The following is a 19,430-nucleotide window of genomic DNA, read 5'->3' on the forward strand; positions in this document are numbered from 1 at the left end:
GGGTGATGAGAGAAACAAGTTATAATTATCGTAAGAATTTTGGGTTACTTTTTGTTTTTTTCGCCTTTGTTACCTTACTCTATTTTGTTGTTGTTTTTGCCGCTCGTAATTATACGATTAATCATGTTGATAATGAATTTACCAATCGCAAATCAGAAGTCTTTGATTTGACATTAGTACCTTTCAATGATTTTTTTCAAAATCGTGTTCCTGAAGTTTCTTTTTATCAGGGATATCTCGATTCTCTGGAAGCCGGTAAATATGCTTATAGCGTCTTAAGCTCCTATCCCTTTGTCAAAGAAATAGCATTCTATGATATGCTATTTAGTAATGATGTCAATGCTTTGGCAGGTTTTTCGATCAATGGATTAAATATTAGACCCAAAACCTTATCCATATTTACCATAAACAATCGAGGCTTAAATAAAAGATATATTACCAAGCGCGAAGAGATGGGGCCATTCAATGATGAGTTGAATAGTATGGGAATCAAAATAGCCAGTTATATTGACAAATTACAGTCTAGCTCCAAGTTGACAGATCGCGATATCCTAAGAGTTTTTTATGCTACTCAACCTGGAAGAATTACCTATCTTAATATTCCACGAATCAATGATTTGTTGGTATATAAAGATATTATGGATACAAAATTAGATCATATTGTAAATTATGAACAGGATATGTTTGTTTTTAATGTGGATCCCACCTTACTAGAGGTCAAAAATATCTATCCAAATTTATATGAACGCATTGAAGTAGTTCCTATTGTGAGAGCACCAATTACTTCAGATATTAAAGAGTATGTGACCGAAATGCCTTTACCAGGCGCTTTGGCAGATTACAAATTATTATTCCATTCGGGTGAGTCCTTTATTTCAAAAGAAGTAAACCGAAGTTTTTTTCCTATTGTACTAGGTATCTCACTTGTTTATTTAATCCTGCTTGTTATTTTATACTTAATTTATCGAAATTTAGAAATTAATGGAAGGTTATTCAAGCTACAATACGATTTTATTAATAATTTGACACATGAATTCAAAACACCAGTCAGTGTCATTAAGATCGCAGGTAATAACATTAAAAGTGCACAATATTTATCCGATGAGGAGCGTATTATGTATGGTAACATATTAGATCAGGAATCTGATCGATTGAATAATTTGATGAATAAGTTGTTGTCTTTTAGTCAAATTGAAAATAAGACGATTAAGTTTAAAAAAGAAGAAATTGATTTAAATTCTTTTGTTGATAATATTGTCGCTTCTACACAGTTAAAACATGCTGATTTCAAAATTTCAAAGGAAATTAATGTCAAATCAAGTTTGCTAGCAGACCCCGTTTTATTGACCAGTGTGTTTCAAAATTTGATCGATAATGCTTATAAATATTCTGATCAAAAACGAAAAATATTAGATATTAAAATACAACAAAATAAAAAGAATTTTGTTATTATCTTTAGGGACGAAGGAATCGGCATAAATAAAAGTGAGTTTTCAAATATATTTAAGAAATTCTATCGCATAAAGAGTCAATACAATCAACAAGGAAGTATTGGTTTAGGTTTAGCCTTTTGTAAAGAGATAACAGAATTTATGGGAGGAGAAATTTCTGTAAAAAGTGAAGTAGGTAAAGGAACTACCTTTACACTCATTTTTTCAGTTTAAAATATAATTAATTATGAGCAAAGAAATAACTGTAGCTGTTATTGAAGATGATGAAAATCTACGCTTTTTAGTTCGTCACAGATTAGAAACGGAAGGATACAATGTTGTTCAAACGGGGGATGGAAATGAGGCTGAAAAGTTGATTTTAGAAAAAAGACCAGATGTTGTATTATTAGATTGGATGTTACCAGGCAAAGAAGGTAATGAAATTTGTGAAAGTATTCGAAAAGCAGGATTTGAAAACATAGTCATCATGATGACTGCCAAATCTCAGGATATTGATAAAATTGAAGCCTATAGCTTTGGGGTCACCGATTATATCAGTAAACCTTTCAATATGGATGTATTGATAGCTATGATAGAAAATAAAGTTCGTTTCTTTCTGCCCAAAAATACACCTGAAGTGTACCATTTTGGTAAAACCGAGCATCAACCCAATATCCACTCATTAATAAGAGATGGTAGAAAGATTGAATTGACAATTTTAGAAAATAGAATTTTATTGCATTTTTTACAAAATGTAGGCAAAGAAATAACACGTGAAGAATTAATGGAAGTGGTGTGGGGATATAGTTCTAATGTCAATACCCGTACATTGGATATGCACGTCGTTCGACTAAGGAAAAAGATTGAGAAAAATCCAGACAAACCTCATTACTTGCAGACTGTTAGAGGGTTAGGTTATCGGTTTGTCGATGATGAAGAGAATTGATCTGAATTAATAAGTTAGAATTTGTTTTGTTAAAAACAATTCTTACCTTCGTATTACATCAAACGAGACCATGTTATCTGACAAGGATAACATGGTCTTGTTTCATTTTGAAAAAATAAGATAAAAATAAATAATAATAATTATGGCAGAAGTAACTTATTACACCGCAGAGGGATTACAAAAACTCAAGGACGAGTTGCACTATCTTAAAACTGAAGGAAGAAGCCTGATCTCAAATGCTATAGCAGAAGCTCGAGACAAAGGCGATTTATCTGAGAATGCAGAATATGATGCAGCAAAAGAAGCGCAGGGTTTACATGAAGCGAAAATCGCGAACTTGGAAAACACATTAGCCGGAGCTCGATTGATTGATGAATCAAAATTAGATACATCAAAAGTGTTAGCACTTTCTATTGTAAAGATTAAAAACAAGAAAAATGGCGCTGAAATGACTTACCAGTTGGTATCTGAAACTGAAGCAGATATGAAGTTAGGTAAGATCTCTGTTAAATCTCCGATTGCCAAAGGTTTACTGGGTAAATCTAAAGGTGACGTAGCCGTTATAGATGTTCCAGCAGGTCAAATCGAATTTGAAATTATCGATATTTCAAGATAAAATATGACGGTTATGTGCGGTTTTGCCATAACCGCATATTATTAAAACGTTATCTCACAATTTAAAGGTTGCATTACAAGCAGCCTTTTTTTATATTTGGTTTATAAACAATTGGTATATGTCTACAATTTTTTCAAAAATAGTGTCGGGAGAAATTTCTGCTTATAAAGTAGCGGAGAGTAATGATTTTTTAGCATTTTTAGATGTGAGCCCTTTGACAAAAGGTCATGTTTTGGTTATTCCAAAACGTGAAACTGACTACATCTTTGATATTAATGATGAAGAATACATGGCTCTATGGGTTTTTTCAAAAATTGTGGCTCAAGGTATTGAACGTGTCTTTCCATGTAAAAAGATTGGTATAGCCGTTATTGGATTAGAAGTAGCACATGCACATATACATTTAGTCCCTCTCAATCATGTCGCAGATCTAAATTTTTCTCAACCTAGATTGTCGCTTACTCATGAAGAATTTACCGAAATTGCAGAGGCAATAAAAGAATCAATTATCAATGTTACAACTGATAATTAAGCGAAAAGATCCTTTTCTTAAGTAGTATTTTAAATATTAATATAAAAAAAGACTATAATATATTATATCTTTGCAATCTTATATAGAATATATATGTCTATATAAAAAGTCATCGATTGTAATTATATTAGGATGATTTTTTTCACAGAATAAGTGAAAACGTAAAAAAGAAATTATGCAAGATCTTTTGTTGTCTTTTCAACAATTATTGAACCCAGAGGAATTATTGAGCTCTGGCGGTTTTTATTTGGTTCTACTCATTGTATTTGCTGAAACGGGATTATTTTTTGGTTTCTTTTTACCGGGAGATTATTTGTTATTTTTAGCGGGACTTTTTTGTGCATTAAATAAAATTCAGGTTGATATCGTCACGCTTTGTGCAGGCTTAATTGGAGCCGGTGTGCTCGGAAATTTTGCGGGATATTGGTTTGGCTATCGAGCTGGTCCTATGCTTTTTAAACGAAAGGATAGTCTGATCTTTAAACGTAAGTACGTTATAATGGCTGAAGAATTTTACCATAAATATGGTGGGACAGCTCTTATTATTGGTCGATTTGTACCAATAGTACGTACATTTGCCCCAATTTTTGCAGGGGTAGTCAAATTAGATTTTAAGAAATTTGTGATTTTTAATATATCTGGAGCATTGCTTTGGGTATTATTACTAACCTTATCGGGTTATTTCTTAGGAATAGAATTCCCTTGGATTATTAATTATGTAGAATATATTATTGTAGGATTAATTGCAGTTGCCTTTTTACCAATAGGCATTGCCTTGATCAAACGTAAGATGAAAGCAAATAAAAACAAACAAAATATACAGTAAACAAATGAGTACACAAAATCCTTGGCATAAAGTATCTCCTGGTACGAATGTGCCAAATTCGGTAAATGCAATTATTGAAATTTCAAACGGTTCAAAAGGAAAATACGAATTGGATAAAGAAACAGGTCTTTTATTATTGGACCGTGTTTTAAGTTCTTCAGTAGTTTATCCTGCCAATTATGGTTTTATCCCACAAACTTATTGTGATGATAAAGATCCATTAGACATATTAGTAATCTGTTCTGTTGATATTCTGCCTTTGACATTGGTTGAAGCACAAATTATCGGTGTGATGAACATGGTTGATGGGGGCGAACAAGATGATAAAATCATTGCTGTTGCCAAAAATGATCCAGTGTATAACTATATTACAGATATCGAACAGCTTTCTCCACATAGTATGAAAGAAATTGTTCAATTTTTCGAAAGTTATAAAGCATTAGAAAAGAAAAATGTTGTTGTGGAAGGTGTCCAAGGACGCGAAGTCGCACAACAAATTCTATTGGATAGTATAGAATTGTACAATAAAGAATTCGGTAATAAATAACCCCCATAATGGCCCTCGATATTTTTTGGACAATATTTTTAGTAATTGCAAATGGTTTTTTTGTCGCCGCAGAATTTGCCATAGTTAAAGTAAGAGCTTCCCAGATTGAGCTCCAAGCAAAATCAGGGAGCAATGTTGCTAAAATTGCAAAAAATATTACGGAACATTTGGATAAATACCTAGCTGCAACACAGTTAGGTATTACTTTGGCATCTCTAGGACTAGGATGGAAAGGTGAGGCCGTGATGACCGAAATTGTGTCCAATGTGTTTTCATTTTTTCAGGTAGACACCACTCAAAGTTGGGCTAAATGGACTGGGTTTGCGCTAGCATTTGGAACCATCACATTTTTACATGTCGTATTGGGCGAGTTAGCACCTAAATCAATTGCCATTCAAAAGCCTGTAGCTACGACCATGAAAGTAGCGATCCCTTTACGTATATTTTATTGGTTATTAATGCCTTTAATATATGTTTTCAATGGATTTGCTAATTTTCTGTTAAAACTAATCGGTGTTCAGCCTCATCCAAGTGAATCTTCTCACTCTTCTGAAGAATTACAGTATTTATTGGATAAAGGTAAAGAAAGTGGTGCATTAGATACTTCTGAGCACGAATTAATTAAAAATGTTTTCGATTTTAATGAACGGATCGTGAAGAATATCATGGTTCCGAGGACGAAAATTGTTGCTGTGGAGGAAGACTGTGTTGCCTTAGACTTTATCACAACAGTAACTGAACAAGGATATTCTCGTATACCTATCTACGCAGACAGTATTGATCAGATTGTAGGTATCGTACATACTAAAGATATTTTACCTATCGTCATGAAAGGGAAAGAAGTCGTATTGAAAGAGATCATGCGAAAACCTTACTTTATTCCTGAAACAAAAAAAATAAACGATTTGATGGCTGAATTTCAATTGAAACGAATTCAGTTGGCCATTGTATTGGATGAGTTTGGTGGTACTGCAGGTATGGTCACTTTAGAAGATATCGTAGAGGAATTAGTCGGTGAGATTCAAGATGAATACGATGAAGAAACCCCAGTAGTAGAGCGCATATCCGAAACCGAGTATATGGTTGATGCTGGAGCAAGTATTCATGATGTAAATGAATTTTTACCTTTAGAATTACCAGAGAGCCAAGATTATGATACCGTATCGGGCTTGGTCAGTGATATGTTTGATAAAATTCCTGAAGTAGGAGAGTATAAAGAAGTATTCGGTTATACCTTTACGATCATTCGTAAAACACAGCAGAATATAGAATTTGTTAAATTAGAATTGGTCGAGTCTATGGATGATGACCAAGATAATTAGAGATTATGCAGCTTTTTTTTACAGAAGAGATTAGACCAGATTTTAAAAACTTTATTTTAAGCGAAGAAGAAAGTAAGCATGCCATTCGCGTACTTCGACTTCAAGCTGGAGATATGGTTCACTTAATTGACGGAAGAGGAGGATTGTATGAAGCTGAAATTTTAGACCCTCATCCCAAAAGAACTGTTCTGACCATATTGAAGGTACAGGAAAACTATCACGAGTCTTCTTATCACTTGCATATTGCAGTGGCGCCAACAAAAAATATTGATCGTTTTGAATGGTTTTTAGAAAAAGCTACAGAAATTGGTATCCAAGAGATCACGCCTATCATTTGTGAGCATTCAGAACGAAAAGAAGTTAAATTGGATCGATTAAATAAGGTGATCATAGCGGCGATGAAACAATCACTGAAAGCTTATATTCCTAAATTAAATCCTGCAATTACGTTCTCGCAGTTTTGTAAGAAACAAGAATCCAATCTTGCTACAAAAGTAATAGCTCATTGTGTTGATGGTGAAAAACAATTTTTAAATCAAGTCTTGCAGCCCAAAGAACAATATATCTTACTGATTGGTCCAGAAGGTGATTTTTCTACCACAGAAATAGATCAAGCACTGACCTTAGGTTATCAACCAATTTCATTAGGACATGCTCGGTTGAGAACTGAGACCGCTGCTATGACCTCTTGCGTTGAAGTTTCTTTGCTGAACAGATAGATCATGTAATTACATGTATCAAATAAAATAAGCCGCTATTAGCGGCTTATTTTATTTGATCAGGACTGCATCTACAATCATAATTTCCGAATTTCCTTTAAGTGGATCTTTATTAAAAACCATTCTGCCTTTTAGTTTGATTGGTTCTTCAGTAAATTTTATGGCATCGCCCTTTAAGAATACTTCGACCATGGGTGGAATACCGTTTGATCCACAAAACATACATTGTGCTACAGGTAATACCGAAATCATAAAGTTTTTATGAGTTCTGCCACTGGTTAATGGTACCATGTATCCGGGCATTTCAACCGTTTTATTTTCTAATGCCTTCAATTCCGTAGGATAGAATGGTGTATAGATTTTTTTACTGCCATTATACGATACTTTGTAAGCCATTTTATCAATCGCTTCCCAAGTCTTATTCATCATTGGGGTATGGTCAGGCGTATTGGGATCACGACCTATTTGTGCATTTACCGTCAAACAAAAGGAGAAAAGTAAACTTAAGAATACTAATGTTTTTTTCATTTAGAATAATATTTATGAATGTAATCTGTTATTCTCCAATATGAAAAACCATGTTACATTCAGTGTGATGTTAAAAAGCGATTAGGCGATCATGAGCAAAATCTTTATCGCAATTATGGATTACTTCTGCCCATGAAGATTTCAATGTCTATTAATTACCCGATAAAATATGTGATATTGTTGTTTTATAAGCTTTGATTGCTGGAATTAAAGCAGAAATAATACCAATGATACAAGCTAGTAAAACGAAAATCAGTTCGACAGGATTGAGTTTAAATGCATGGATAAAATCAGCACTCTGGCTCGTTTGTAGGCTGATATAGTAAAGCGCGATATGTGCAAATATCAATCCTAGAAATCCACCGATTATAGTAATCACCATTCCCTCAAAAATCACCAATGTGAAAAGCTTAAGTTTGGAAGCACCTAAGGTACGCATGATCGCTAAATCATATTTCCGCTGCTTTAATGCATTGTACAGACTTATAAATACACTTAACCCCGCAATAGCCATGATGATATAGGCCAAGATCTGCAATGAATCAATACCAACACCCAATAATGAAAATAAACGAGCACTCTCAATCGCAGGTGAAGCAGCTTGCATTTGTGTATTTTGAGCAATAAATTTTGGCAATACAGCTATCGCTACCGGAGATTGGTATTGAACCAATAATGCTGTAATTTCAAGACCAGAAGAATGTATCATATCGGCACCGATAGATTTGACTACCCTATCCGAATCAGCAGATTGATCATCTTCATGTGCATGATCATGCTCTTCGTCTGTCGCCTCACCGTGGTGATGTAGATATGCATCCCGAGTTTCTGCAAGATCCTCTTTCGCTTGCAATTCTTCCGTAGTCAACTCTTCATGATGTTCATCATGTGCTATGCCATGCACATCCCACACACTACTCAAACTGGTCAAGATGAGATTATCTGTAATATTATTATTGTGGGCCAATATTCCTACCACTGTAAAAGGATGATCGTCATGACTATGGCCACCTTTACTGAGCCCATGTGAGCTATGAATATGATCACCAATTTTAAGCTTTTGTTTATGTGCAACATCAGTTCCTATAACTACCTCGTAATTTTTTTGAAATAACTTTCCCTGTTGAACTTTGGTTTCATACAAGGTTAGGAAACTAGAATCTGTACCCACGATGCGATGGCCTCTATAATTGTCGCCCAATGATACCGGTACAGCTAATTTTATTAATGGATTATTTTGCAATTTTTCAGCTTCCGCCAATGGGATATTTCCTGTAGGGTTGTCAATGTGATAAACACTAGATAATATCAGTTGTAATGGGCTTCCCTTTGCACCAATTACGAGATCAATATTTTTACTATTATTTTCAAGTTGTTTTTCAAAACTTTCACTTGTTATAGAAAGTACACAAAGTATGGCCACACCGAAGGCAGTGAGTAAAATACTGAGGATAGTCGATCCAGTCTGTTTGCTGATATTTTTCCAAACTATTTGAAGAGTATTCATGCTAGTTATTGTTAGGATTTATGGTGTTTAAATCGTAGGTGTTCGAAAAACTATTTTTGATTCTTTTATCATGAGTAGCAATCAGTAGCGTTGCACCTTGCTGATCGGCGATTTCCATGAGTAAAGCTAAAACCCGATCCGTATTTTGATCATCAAGAGAAGCGGTGGGTTCATCAGCAATCAAAAGTAAAGGTTTATTAATGACAGCACGAGCGATAGCTGCACGCTGCAATTGTCCTCTACTCAATTCATTTGGATAGGCATGAGCCTTTTCAGATAATTGAAGTTTGTGCAATACACTTACAATTTCACTTTTATTCACCTTTTTCTTAGCAAGCGATTGTGCAAGCTGTATATTTTCAAGAATAGTCAAATTTTTCAAAAGATGCGCTTCTTGAAAGATAAAACCGATATGTTGCGATCTAAATTGATCGAGTTCCGATGTGCCAAATTGATAGATATCATTCTGATTGATCCATACCTTTCCTTCAGTTGGTTTCGATAGTCCGCCCAAGAGATTGAGCAATGTTGTTTTACCAGTTCCTGAGTTTCCCAGAAGAAGGGTATGCTGGCCTTTTTGAATTTCAACAGATGGAAACTTTATCCTTGCACCTCCTTTATATTGGAAGGAAAGTTCTTGTGTTGCTATCATTGGATTTTTTTGCATAGTATCATCATTCTTTCAAATGATAAATTTAGCTTAATTCCAGCACATAATCCGAATTGTTATGAGATTATTACATCACATGTGTATTAATTATTAAGCCTCTTCACACTTAACATTTTACCTGTTAATCAATTGTTAACACAGTAAAACATGTATAGTAGGTGGAAACGATGCTGTTAACAATTTTTTAACATGGTACTAATGTAATAGTAATCTTAAGGTAATGTAGACGTAATATCATGGTAATAGATTTGCAGAAACAAAAAAACAAATAAATTGAAACCACAATTAACACTTAAGAAATTTGTTGCCACACTAATTTTATTGGTAATAGCGACAGCTGTTTTTGCACAAGGTAGTGGAAAGTTAATAGGATCTATTACGAACAGTAAAAATGGAGAGACAATCACTGGAGTCACTGTTCGCATTATGGGGACAGCAAGAGCTGCAAGTTCTGATGTTTCAGGCAAGTATAATATTCCTGGCTTGTCAGGGGGTAAGTATACAGTAGAGTATGCTTTCATCGGTTATGCTACAAAGCAAATTACAGATGTAGAAATTAAAGCAGATGAAATTACAAATTTAGATGTTGTATTGGATAATTCTGAAGGTCAATTGCTAGATCAAGTTGTGGTGACAGGATCTTATAAAAAAGAATCCATTGGAGCTTTATATGCACAGCAGAAAAATAGTGCACTCATATCTGATGGTATTTCAAGTGAGCAGATCAGAAGATCACCAGATAAAAATACATCAGAGGCTATTCGTAGGGTAAGTGGCGCGACTATCCAAGACAATAAATTCGTGGTAGTTCGCGGATTAAGTGACCGTTACAATGTCTCAATGATGGATGGCACTGTATTGCCAAGTACCGAAGCCAATCGTCGTGCATTTTCATTTGATATCATCCCTTCAAATTTAATTGATAAAATCACGATTTCTAAAACTGCAACTCCAGATTTACCAGCAGATTTTGCCGGTGGAGCAGTACAGATCACAACAAAAGATATTCCAGATCAAAACTTTGTTTCCTTTGGTTTAGGGTATGGATATAATACAGCTTCTACATTCAAAGATTTCTTACAAACAAAGAAGAACCTACAAAACTATTTAGGTTTTGATGATGGATCAAGTAATCTGGCTACGAATATGTATTCTAGAGAACAATATAAAGCTGGACTATCAAGTAAAGAAAATAGATTAGCATTAAAATCATTACCGAATGATCTTACTGTGAAAAATAAAACGGCATTACCTTCACAAAACTATCAGTTTTCTTTAGGTAAAGTAAAACAATTTGAAAACAGCAATCGCTTTGGTGCATTATTTTCTGTGACCTACAGAAATTCGCAAAATATCTTGCCCAATGTTAAGCGTCAATGGCATCAATATGATTATACAGACGATCAATATAAGTTCTCGACCAATTTAGGTGCTTTAGCCAACTTTGGATATACTTATGGAAAAAGTAAGATCACATGGAAAAATCTTTACAATAGAAATTATGACAACACCTACACGGATAGAAGAGGTACCGACCTTGGATCTTCCTATGATGTCAAATTCTCCGCATATGATATCATGCAAAAATCTTTGTTAAAATCAACACTTGATGGGGAGCATGTTTTAAGTGATCGGAATGACAAAATAAAATGGACTGCATCTTGGAGCAATATCTTAAATGATCAGCCCAACCAAGTTAAACTTAATTATGTAAGACCGATGGAATCGGCCAATGATCCATCAGTACCATACGCAGCTAATATTAGTTCAATCGGGAAGCAAAATGCGAGATTATTTGCCAAGCTAAATGAAAATATTTATTCTGGGGAAGCCAGCTATAATTTGCCAATGACATTTCTTTCTACACCTTCCACTTTAAAAGTTGGTGCAGGAACCAATTATAGAAAAAGAAATTTTGATGCACGCTTTATTGGGTTAGAATTGAATGGCGATGTTTTGAATAATGTTGAACTGATTAATAGAGTAACACAGTTACCCGCTGACGAAATATTTTCTAAGGAAAACATTGACAAAAACTATTTTAAATACAAAGAGATCATGATGAATGGTGATAAATATACAGGTAGCTCTCTGACTACTTTCGGATACGCTATGCTTGATCAAAAATTCAATGATAAATTTAGAGTAGTATACGGTCTTAGGGTAGAAAATTATAATGTAAAGATCGACGCACTTAATGTAGATGCCATGAAGATGGTGAATGATGTGAACGATACCAAATTGGATTTCCTACCATCTGTTAACTTGACCTATGGACTGACTCCGAAATCAAATTTCAGAGCATCTTATTACCGTACTCTAGCACGACCAGAGTTAAGAGAGTTAGCGTCATTCAAGTTTTATGATTTTGAGCAGCTAGGAATGATAACCGGTAATCCTAATTTAAAACGAGCATCTATCAATAATGCTGATTTACGTTATGAAATCTATCCTTCTGCAGGTGAGATATTATCAATCTCCGCTTTTTACAAGCAATTTACGAATGCTATCGAGCCAAGACGTTATGACGTTACTTCAACACCTGATATCAGTTTTGGAAATACACCAAAAGCAAATATATATGGAGCAGAGTTAGAGGTACGTAAACGATTAGATTTTGTTAACGAGCAGTCATTCTTTAAAAATACGACAGCTTACTTAAACTTAACATATGTTCATTCAGAAATTACAAATGCCGATGATCAGCTTTACTTAGAGAAAACAAGACCAATGGTTGGTCAGTCTCCATACGTGATCAACGCCGGTTTACAGCATACGGCTATCGACAATAAATTGAATCTGAATATCCTATATAACCGCATTGGAAAACGTATCATCCAGCCTGGAGGCCAAACTTTTGCAAGTGCATGGGAAGCGCCGCGTAATGTGTTAGATTTTCAAGTCGGATATAAAGTGATGAAAAATAAAGGAGAGGTTAAGCTGAATGCCAGCGATATTTTAAACAACCCGATCGATGTATACTTTGATAATAAAGTTAGAAATATTGATAACGAAACTTGGTTTAAATATAAGCCTGGTGCAAATGTTTCATTATCATTTAATTACACTTTCTAAAAGATAATATAAACTTAATATTACTTTAAATATAAAGACATAACAAAACTATTTTTTTGTAACAAGATTTTTAAAAACTTAAAAAATGAAAAAAAGATTTTTATTCTTATCACTAGCAGCCTTATTATTTGCTGGCGCATGTAAAGAAACCAAGATTACAGATGACGGTGACAATACCGAAACACCGACAAATCCAACGGATAAAGATGTGGTAGTGGTTACTGGGGAGATTACGGCAAACACAACTTGGTCTGCTAATAAGATCTATTTATTAAAAGGATTCGTATTTGTAACTAATGGTGCTACATTGACGATTGAACCAGGTACTATTATTAAAGGAGATAAAGCGACAAAGGCTACATTGACAATAACAAGAGGTTCAAAAATCAATGCAACAGGTACTGTAGATAAACCAATTGTATTTACATCAGCTTTACCTGCAGGTGCTAGAACTCGCGGTGATTGGGGTGGTGTTATTCTTTTGGGTAAAGCTCCAGTAAACCAAGGAAACGATGTGATGATCGAAGGTGGTTTAGAAGGACCTAAAGATAAAGATGCCAAAAATTACATCTACTACGGCGGTACCGATGCCGCAGATAACTCTGGCGTATTGAAATATGTACGTATTGAATATGCAGGTATTGAGTATTCAGCAGATAATGAAATTAATGGATTGACATTAGGTGGTGTTGGAAATGGTACTACACTGGATTATATTCAGATCTATCGCTCAGGTGATGATGCTTTTGAGTGGTTTGGTGGTACGGTAAATGCGAAACACTTATTGGCTGTAGCGACTTGGGATGACGATTTTGACACCGATTTTGGATATGCTGGTAATGTTCAATTTGCGTTGGCACAAAGAGCATCTACGATGGCAGATCAATCTGGTTCAAATGGATTTGAGTCAGACAATAATTCAACAGGTACAGATCAAACACCTAAAACTTCAGCCGTATTTTCAAATGTGACGATCTTAGGTCCAATCAAAAAAGCTGGCGAATCGGCTATTGGAAACTATCAGCATGGAGCACAAATTCGCCGTAATTCATCAATTAGTATTTTGAATTCAGTAATTTCTGGATTTCCATTTGCTGGATTATATATTGACGATACAAAAGTTGTAACTGCAAATACCACTTCTAATAACTTTTTAACAGGTTCCGCAGTTTTTGCAAATAACTTGGTGTATGGATCAAAAGATATCGATCTAAAAGTAAGCTCGACGACTAATTCTGCTGCAGTTAATACTTTGTTACGTGCGGGTAATGTATTTGATAATACCAAATTTGCATCATCTTTATTCGTTGCACCGTATAATTATGGTAAAGATATTTCAAGTACTCCTGCAGATCCAGATTTCACCTTATCATCCGGTTCAGCAGCTGCTACAGGAGCATTATTTACGAATGCCAAAGTAAGTGGTTCATTCTTTGAGAAAGTAGCTTACAAAGGCGCTTTTGGAACTACGGATTGGACGAAAGGATGGGCTCACTATGATCCTCAAAACTTACCTTACACAACTCCAGGTCAAGTCAAATAGATCTTCAATACAAAAAAAATCCTGCCTTGCGCAGGATTTTTTTTTGTAATTTACTTATTTACAGTCGCCTACTTTGGCTCGTAATGGTATACGACCTGATACGATTCATTTTTTAATTTATCAGACATTTGCCCTATTTCCAAATTCTGACTCTGAGGAGTCGGTTCGCATAGCGAATAGTATTTACCATTATACAAGATGGCATCACCAATTGGTTTATCAAATTGAACCGCCATGGTGATATGAGTAGGAAACAACAGAGTGATCATGGGGAGATTATAGATTTCCTTAACTAAATAAAAAAATAGTGCAGCTCGATCATCGCAATCGCTGTAAGAATTGTTTAACGTTTCCTCTGGAGATAATCTTTTCTCTTTGCCAAAATTAGCATCATCATTTTCATAAAGGAATGCGTAACGCGTAAATCGCATTAAATAATCGACCCCTTTAATCGTATCCATTTTCTTAATATTTTCTTTTAGTACAGGAATTAAAGTCTGATACGTTTCGCGACTAAGTGGAATATTAAAATAAGTCTCGAAGTTGACTCCAGGATAATTCGCAAATATCTTATTAACATCCTTATTAATCCTTACTTTGAAATGGTACAACCGTTCATTGTATTGGAAATTTATTTTTTTATCCACATAGTTATGCGGATTAAAATCTGGCATTTGTGTCACCTTATAGCTAAAGTCATTTACCGCTTCATTGACTTTCAAATCAACAGGTTTATAAACACCATTTCGTTGAAATAGTTTTCCATAATCGTGATAGTTCAAACAAGTATACTGATTGCCGTCAATGGAAAAAAATGGAATATCAGCGATATCTTCATTGTTTTTTATATAAAATATAATTTGGTTGTTACCGACAGCTAGGCGGGCATCATAACCCGATTTGCACATCAAGTACCATTTGTATAGGGTATAGCGACTATAATTATCCTGTTTTGGACTTATTTCTTGCGCCGTTTGACGAATCAGTTGATAATATATCCAGTCGTTTAGATTGTATTTTTTCTTATACGCTAACAAGGAGTTGATAATCGAGGAATCTTTACTTTGTTCAATTTTTTTATAAAAATCAAACACATGATGTTCGTCAACTTCAGAAGGGAAATCAACTAAGAATGTCGAATCTAATGAAAAGAAAAACGGAGCATTGTAGAAATTAACTTGATGCTCTTGGGCATACGACTGTGACTTCTGTATCAATATAAACAGTAGCGAAAGTAAGCCTGCGACCAAATATGAATATAGAGATTTCAAGTCCTTAACAATTTATTAATAATGAAGTTACATAAAAATAATATTAAAAACTTCAAAGAATTGATTTCGTTACTTCACTATGACTTATTTCCTAAAACTGGATTTTGTTACAATTATATTTGTAGCTATATATTTACTTTAATTTAATTTAATGATCCATTATTTAATTAAATCAATATTTTTCACGTTTTTTGAATATATTATAATTTAAAGAAATGGAAATAAAATCTTCTATAAAATTTGTTGCTGAGCTGATTGGAACTTTCGGTTTGGTGCTATTTGGTTGTGGAGCTGCTGCTGTTGCAGGCGCTACAACATTAGGCGGATTGTCTGGCTTAGGATTATTGGGAATTGCTCTTGCATTTGGTCTCTCCGTCGTTGTTTTTGCTTATGCAATTGGTGGTATAAGTGGATGCCATATTAATCCTGCTGTAACAATAGGTGTTTTAGTCGCCGGAAAAATTTCAGTTAAAGATGCGGTCATTTACATTGTTGCACAATTAATTGGTGCATTATTGGGCGCATTAGTCCTGCAACAAATTCTTCACGGACAGATTTCCGGATTTAATTCTGGAGAATGGGCGTATGGTTCCAATGGTTGGGGAAAAGGATATCAAAATGAGTATGGTGTTACAGCCGCATTTTTAACGGAAGCTGTCTTAACGTTTATCTTTTTATTTGTAATCTTAGCGACTACCTCCAGAGTAGGAAATTCCACGATGGCTGGATTAGCTATAGGTCTTACCTTAGTATTGATCCATTTAGTAGCCATTCCAATTACTGGTACATCTGTAAATCCAGCACGTAGTTTTGGACCAGCTATATTAGCTGGAGGACAAGCGGTTTCGCAACTTTGGCTATTTATTGTAGCACCTGTAGCTGGCGCTATATTAGCTGCGATTGTATGGCTTGTTCTTAAACCTAAAGGAACTTAGTAGGTGATTTAGATAGAGAAAAGGAGCTTTCAAATTTTTGATAAGCTCCTTTTTGAAATCATGCCAACTTTAATTTTGTATATCATAACTTCTGAAAAGATGCGTTTCATAAGTTTTTCTTACCTTTTTCATCAGCCCCATATTTAAATTGTTTAATTTTCAGGGAGTAAGTATATTTTAGTCGATCGCTTTTTTATAGTGTCGCTTTTTATATTGTGATGGAGAGACAAAATTTGTATCTTCGTACAATGGAAAATTTTATTGTTTCTGCTCGTAAATATCGCCCAGTCACCTTCGATTCGGTTGTCGGCCAGCAACACATCACTGGTACACTCAAAAATGCTATTCATAACAATCAGTTGGCTCAAGCATTTTTATTTTGTGGACCGAGAGGTGTTGGCAAAACAACCTGTGCGCGTATTTTAGCAAAAACAATTAATTGTGAAAATGTCTCCGACAAAAGTGAAGCCTGTGGCAAGTGTGATAGCTGTATCTCTTTTCAAAACGGCAATTCATTTAGTATTCATGAGCTAGATGCAGCATCTAACAATTCTGTAGATGACATTCGCAATCTCATTGATCAAGTTCGTATTCCACCACAAGTAGGAAAATTTAAGATTTATATTATAGATGAGGTTCACATGCTATCGCAGCAAGCCTTCAATGCCTTTCTAAAGACTTTGGAAGAACCGCCTACTTATGCTATTTTTATTTTAGCAACCACCGAAAAGCATAAAATATTACCAACGATTCTATCGCGTTGTCAGATTTTCGACTTTAATCGCATTCGTATCGAAGATATGGCCAACCATTTGGCTCATATTGCTCATCATGAAGATATTCAGTTTGATCAAGACGGACTCCATATCATCGCTCAAAAAGCAGATGGTGGGTTGCGTGATGCACTATCGATGTTTGATCAAATTGTGAGCTTTTCTAATAAGAACGTAACCTATCAGGCAGTCATTGATAATCTAAATATTTTAGATTATGATTATTTTTTCAAGCTGACTGATGCTATTTTAATCGAAAATCCAGCACAAGTATTACTCATATTAAATGATATTTTAAATAATGGATTTGACGGAAGCCATTTCATTTCAGGTTTAGCATCACATTTTAGAAATCTGTTAGTAGCAAAAGAACCTGCTACTTTAAAGTTACTAGAAGTGAGCGAAAGCATACGAATGAAGTATCTTGACCAAGCTCAAAAATCGTCGACAGGTTTATTATTATCAGCATTGAATATTGCTAATCAATGTGAGATCAATTATAGAACAAGTAAGAATCAACGTCTTCAAGTTGAATTAGCACTTCTCAAAATATGTCACTTATCAAGTGCTATTAAATTAAGCCAGCTCGGAAGTATTCAGCTTCCAGATGTTAGCGAAGGGCTAAAAAAAAAACGCCCTGATTTAACACAATCAACAGGTACACCTGCTCCTGAGGTAAAGCCTTCATTACCAGTAAAACAAGATAAACTATCATCTTATCCAACTGTAGCAGCACCGATAGCTACGGTAAAAGAGCAAACAGTAGAACCTGAAATCTCCAATCTACCACCTAAAGTAAAAAAAGGAGGATGGGGGGCTTCCAAAAGCTCTATGCCATCACTACCCGATCTAAATTCTATTTTTGAATCTAAAATAGAGGAGCAAGGGGACAATGAACCCAGTTTAGTAAAAGGTACCGAACAAGAAGAGATCACTCATGAGCAGTTTATTCAAGCTTGGAAAGCTTTAGCTACTCAAATTAAAAAAGAAAATAAAATCAATCTCTACACCTTGATGACTGCAGTTCCACCAAAGTTGGTTGCAAATAAAATAGAAGTTGAGGTCGAGAATATGGTGCAGATGGATGTGCTCAACACGGCAAAAATAGATGTATTAAATTATCTCCGTCCAGTGTTACGTAATTTTTCTCTAGATCTCCATGGTGTTATTATGGAACATGATGTGGTTCGTAAACCTTACACCTCGCAAGAGAAATATCAGGCAATGGTTCAAAAAAATCCACTTTTAGAAACACTAAGAAAAGAATTAAATTTGGGTTTAAGTTAAGACTTAGACCAACTATTATTTCACTAACCCATATTTCTTTTTGTATCTTTGCCTTTCAAATTGGTTAGCTAATTGCTAGCAACCAATTCTTATTTAGAATATTAAGCATGCAAAATTTTCAAAGACACGATAGATCAGCAGATCGTGAAGCCAATCAGATGGTTTTCGGTATTCGTGCCGTTATAGAAGCGATAGATAGTGGTAAAGAAATTGAATCATTATTTATTCAAAGAGGTTTAGCCGGAAGTTTAGTTTTAGAATTGAAAGCCCTATTGAAGGAGCACGATCTGGGATTTCAACAAGTTCCGATTGAGAAATTAAACCGTATCACACGCAAAAACCATCAAGGTGTCATTGCTGTTATTTCGCCTATTACCTATCAAAAAATTGAAGACATTGTTCCTGAGATTTATGAAAAAGGCGAGGTTCCCTTATTTTTAATGTTGGATGGTGTTACAGATGTGCGCAACTTTGGCGCTATTGCACGTACAGCCGAATGTTCGGGCGTTCATGCTATCATTGTACCCAAGAAGGGTTCTGCGGAAGTTAACCCTGATGCGATAAAGACTTCAGCAGGCGCTTTATATAAAATTCCAGTATGTCGTCATGAAGGTTTGGCTAAGATTGGTAAATTTTTGATTGAATCGGGGATACAGTTGGTAGTAAGTACGGAGAAGACAAAAGATAGTATTTATGATGTAGATTATACCGTACCTACATGTATCATCATGGGAGCTGAGGATACAGGAGTATCAGACGACTTAATTCGTATTGCTGATCATTTAGCAAAGATACCCATGTTTGGAGAAATAGGTTCATTAAACGTTTCTGTTTCAGCTGGAGTAGTCCTTTACGAAGCTATTCGTCAGCGTGTCAAGTAACAATCGCACTTTTCGTTTAATA

General features: G+C 34.9%; 17 protein-coding genes. 13 read left to right on the plus strand and 4 right to left on the minus strand.

Features of this window, described 5'->3' with window-relative positions; translation table 11 throughout:
• Nucleotides 1–5: 5 nt before the first annotated feature.
• The 8 genes from AC06G9_RS04325 to AC06G9_RS04360 all read left to right on the plus strand — a co-directional run bounded on the left by AC06G9_RS04325 (nucleotide 6) and on the right by AC06G9_RS04360 (nucleotide 6,938).
• Nucleotides 6–1,664 carry a sensor histidine kinase gene (locus AC06G9_RS04325; RefSeq protein ID WP_045753664.1) on the plus strand — a complete coding sequence of 553 codons (1,659 nt, stop codon included), beginning with the start codon at nucleotides 6–8 and terminating at the stop codon, nucleotides 1,662–1,664.
• Nucleotides 1,665–1,677: 13 nt separating this feature from the next.
• Complete coding sequence (locus AC06G9_RS04330; RefSeq protein ID WP_045753663.1) at nucleotides 1,678–2,376, plus strand: response regulator transcription factor; 699 nt, start codon at nucleotides 1,678–1,680, stop codon at nucleotides 2,374–2,376.
• Between the two features lie 142 nt (nucleotides 2,377–2,518).
• Nucleotides 2,519–2,992, plus strand: a complete 474-nt coding sequence (greA, locus tag AC06G9_RS04335; protein WP_045753662.1) for a transcription elongation factor GreA — start codon at nucleotides 2,519–2,521, stop codon at nucleotides 2,990–2,992.
• A 118-nt stretch (nucleotides 2,993–3,110) separates the two neighbouring features.
• Complete coding sequence (locus tag AC06G9_RS04340; protein ID WP_045753661.1) at nucleotides 3,111–3,524, plus strand: HIT family protein; 414 nt, start codon at nucleotides 3,111–3,113, stop codon at nucleotides 3,522–3,524.
• 175 nt (nucleotides 3,525–3,699) lie between these two features.
• On the plus strand, nucleotides 3,700–4,350 hold the full coding sequence (locus AC06G9_RS04345; RefSeq protein WP_045753660.1) for a DedA family protein: 651 nt from the start codon (nucleotides 3,700–3,702) through the stop codon (nucleotides 4,348–4,350).
• Nucleotides 4,351–4,354: 4 nt separating this feature from the next.
• Nucleotides 4,355–4,897, plus strand: a complete 543-nt coding sequence (locus AC06G9_RS04350; protein ID WP_021188159.1) for an inorganic diphosphatase — start codon at nucleotides 4,355–4,357, stop codon at nucleotides 4,895–4,897.
• Between the two features lie 8 nt (nucleotides 4,898–4,905).
• Nucleotides 4,906–6,219: a hemolysin family protein gene (locus tag AC06G9_RS04355; protein ID WP_045753659.1), complete on the plus strand. Its 1,314-nt coding sequence runs from the start codon at nucleotides 4,906–4,908 to the stop codon at nucleotides 6,217–6,219.
• A gap of 5 nt (nucleotides 6,220–6,224) precedes the next feature.
• Nucleotides 6,225–6,938 (plus strand): 16S rRNA (uracil(1498)-N(3))-methyltransferase, encoded by a 714-nt coding sequence (locus tag AC06G9_RS04360; protein WP_045753658.1) that lies wholly within the window; start codon nucleotides 6,225–6,227, stop codon nucleotides 6,936–6,938.
• A gap of 51 nt (nucleotides 6,939–6,989) precedes the next feature.
• Here AC06G9_RS04360 and AC06G9_RS04365 read toward each other — a convergent pair whose 3' ends face one another.
• The 3 genes from AC06G9_RS04365 to AC06G9_RS04375 all read right to left on the minus strand — a co-directional run bounded on the left by AC06G9_RS04365 (nucleotide 6,990) and on the right by AC06G9_RS04375 (nucleotide 9,625).
• Nucleotides 6,990–7,466 carry a hypothetical protein gene (locus AC06G9_RS04365; protein ID WP_045753657.1) on the minus strand — a complete coding sequence of 159 codons (477 nt, stop codon included), beginning with the start codon at nucleotides 7,464–7,466 and terminating at the stop codon, nucleotides 6,990–6,992.
• 151 nt (nucleotides 7,467–7,617) lie between these two features.
• Nucleotides 7,618–8,973, minus strand: a complete 1,356-nt coding sequence (locus AC06G9_RS04370; RefSeq protein ID WP_480957577.1) for an ABC transporter permease — start codon at nucleotides 8,971–8,973, stop codon at nucleotides 7,618–7,620.
• A 1-nt stretch (nucleotide 8,974) separates the two neighbouring features.
• On the minus strand, nucleotides 8,975–9,625 hold the full coding sequence (locus AC06G9_RS04375; RefSeq protein ID WP_480957578.1) for an ABC transporter ATP-binding protein: 651 nt from the start codon (nucleotides 9,623–9,625) through the stop codon (nucleotides 8,975–8,977).
• Between the two features lie 291 nt (nucleotides 9,626–9,916).
• Between AC06G9_RS04375 and AC06G9_RS04380 the strand changes: the two genes are divergently transcribed.
• Both AC06G9_RS04380 and AC06G9_RS04385 read left to right on the plus strand, forming a co-directional pair.
• Nucleotides 9,917–12,718 (plus strand): TonB-dependent receptor, encoded by a 2,802-nt coding sequence (locus AC06G9_RS04380; protein ID WP_480957579.1) that lies wholly within the window; start codon nucleotides 9,917–9,919, stop codon nucleotides 12,716–12,718.
• A gap of 85 nt (nucleotides 12,719–12,803) precedes the next feature.
• Nucleotides 12,804–14,261: a hypothetical protein gene (locus tag AC06G9_RS04385; protein ID WP_480957580.1), complete on the plus strand. Its 1,458-nt coding sequence runs from the start codon at nucleotides 12,804–12,806 to the stop codon at nucleotides 14,259–14,261.
• 68 nt (nucleotides 14,262–14,329) lie between these two features.
• On the opposite strand, the gene AC06G9_RS04390 is transcribed toward AC06G9_RS04385, so the two are convergent.
• On the minus strand, nucleotides 14,330–15,532 hold the full coding sequence (locus tag AC06G9_RS04390) for a hypothetical protein (protein WP_480957581.1): 1,203 nt from the start codon (nucleotides 15,530–15,532) through the stop codon (nucleotides 14,330–14,332).
• A gap of 215 nt (nucleotides 15,533–15,747) precedes the next feature.
• Here AC06G9_RS04390 and AC06G9_RS04395 point away from each other — a divergent pair, with 215 nt between their 5' ends.
• The 3 genes from AC06G9_RS04395 to rlmB all read left to right on the plus strand — a co-directional run bounded on the left by AC06G9_RS04395 (nucleotide 15,748) and on the right by rlmB (nucleotide 19,408).
• Complete coding sequence (locus AC06G9_RS04395) at nucleotides 15,748–16,467, plus strand: MIP family channel protein (protein WP_480957582.1); 720 nt, start codon at nucleotides 15,748–15,750, stop codon at nucleotides 16,465–16,467.
• Between the two features lie 248 nt (nucleotides 16,468–16,715).
• Nucleotides 16,716–18,527 carry a DNA polymerase III subunit gamma/tau gene (locus AC06G9_RS04400; RefSeq protein ID WP_480957583.1) on the plus strand — a complete coding sequence of 604 codons (1,812 nt, stop codon included), beginning with the start codon at nucleotides 16,716–16,718 and terminating at the stop codon, nucleotides 18,525–18,527.
• A gap of 107 nt (nucleotides 18,528–18,634) precedes the next feature.
• On the plus strand, nucleotides 18,635–19,408 hold the full coding sequence (gene rlmB / locus AC06G9_RS04405) for a 23S rRNA (guanosine(2251)-2'-O)-methyltransferase RlmB (protein ID WP_045756020.1): 774 nt from the start codon (nucleotides 18,635–18,637) through the stop codon (nucleotides 19,406–19,408).
• Nucleotides 19,409–19,430: the final 22 nt, after the last annotated feature.

Source organism: Sphingobacterium sp. MAE (genome assembly GCF_056711605.1).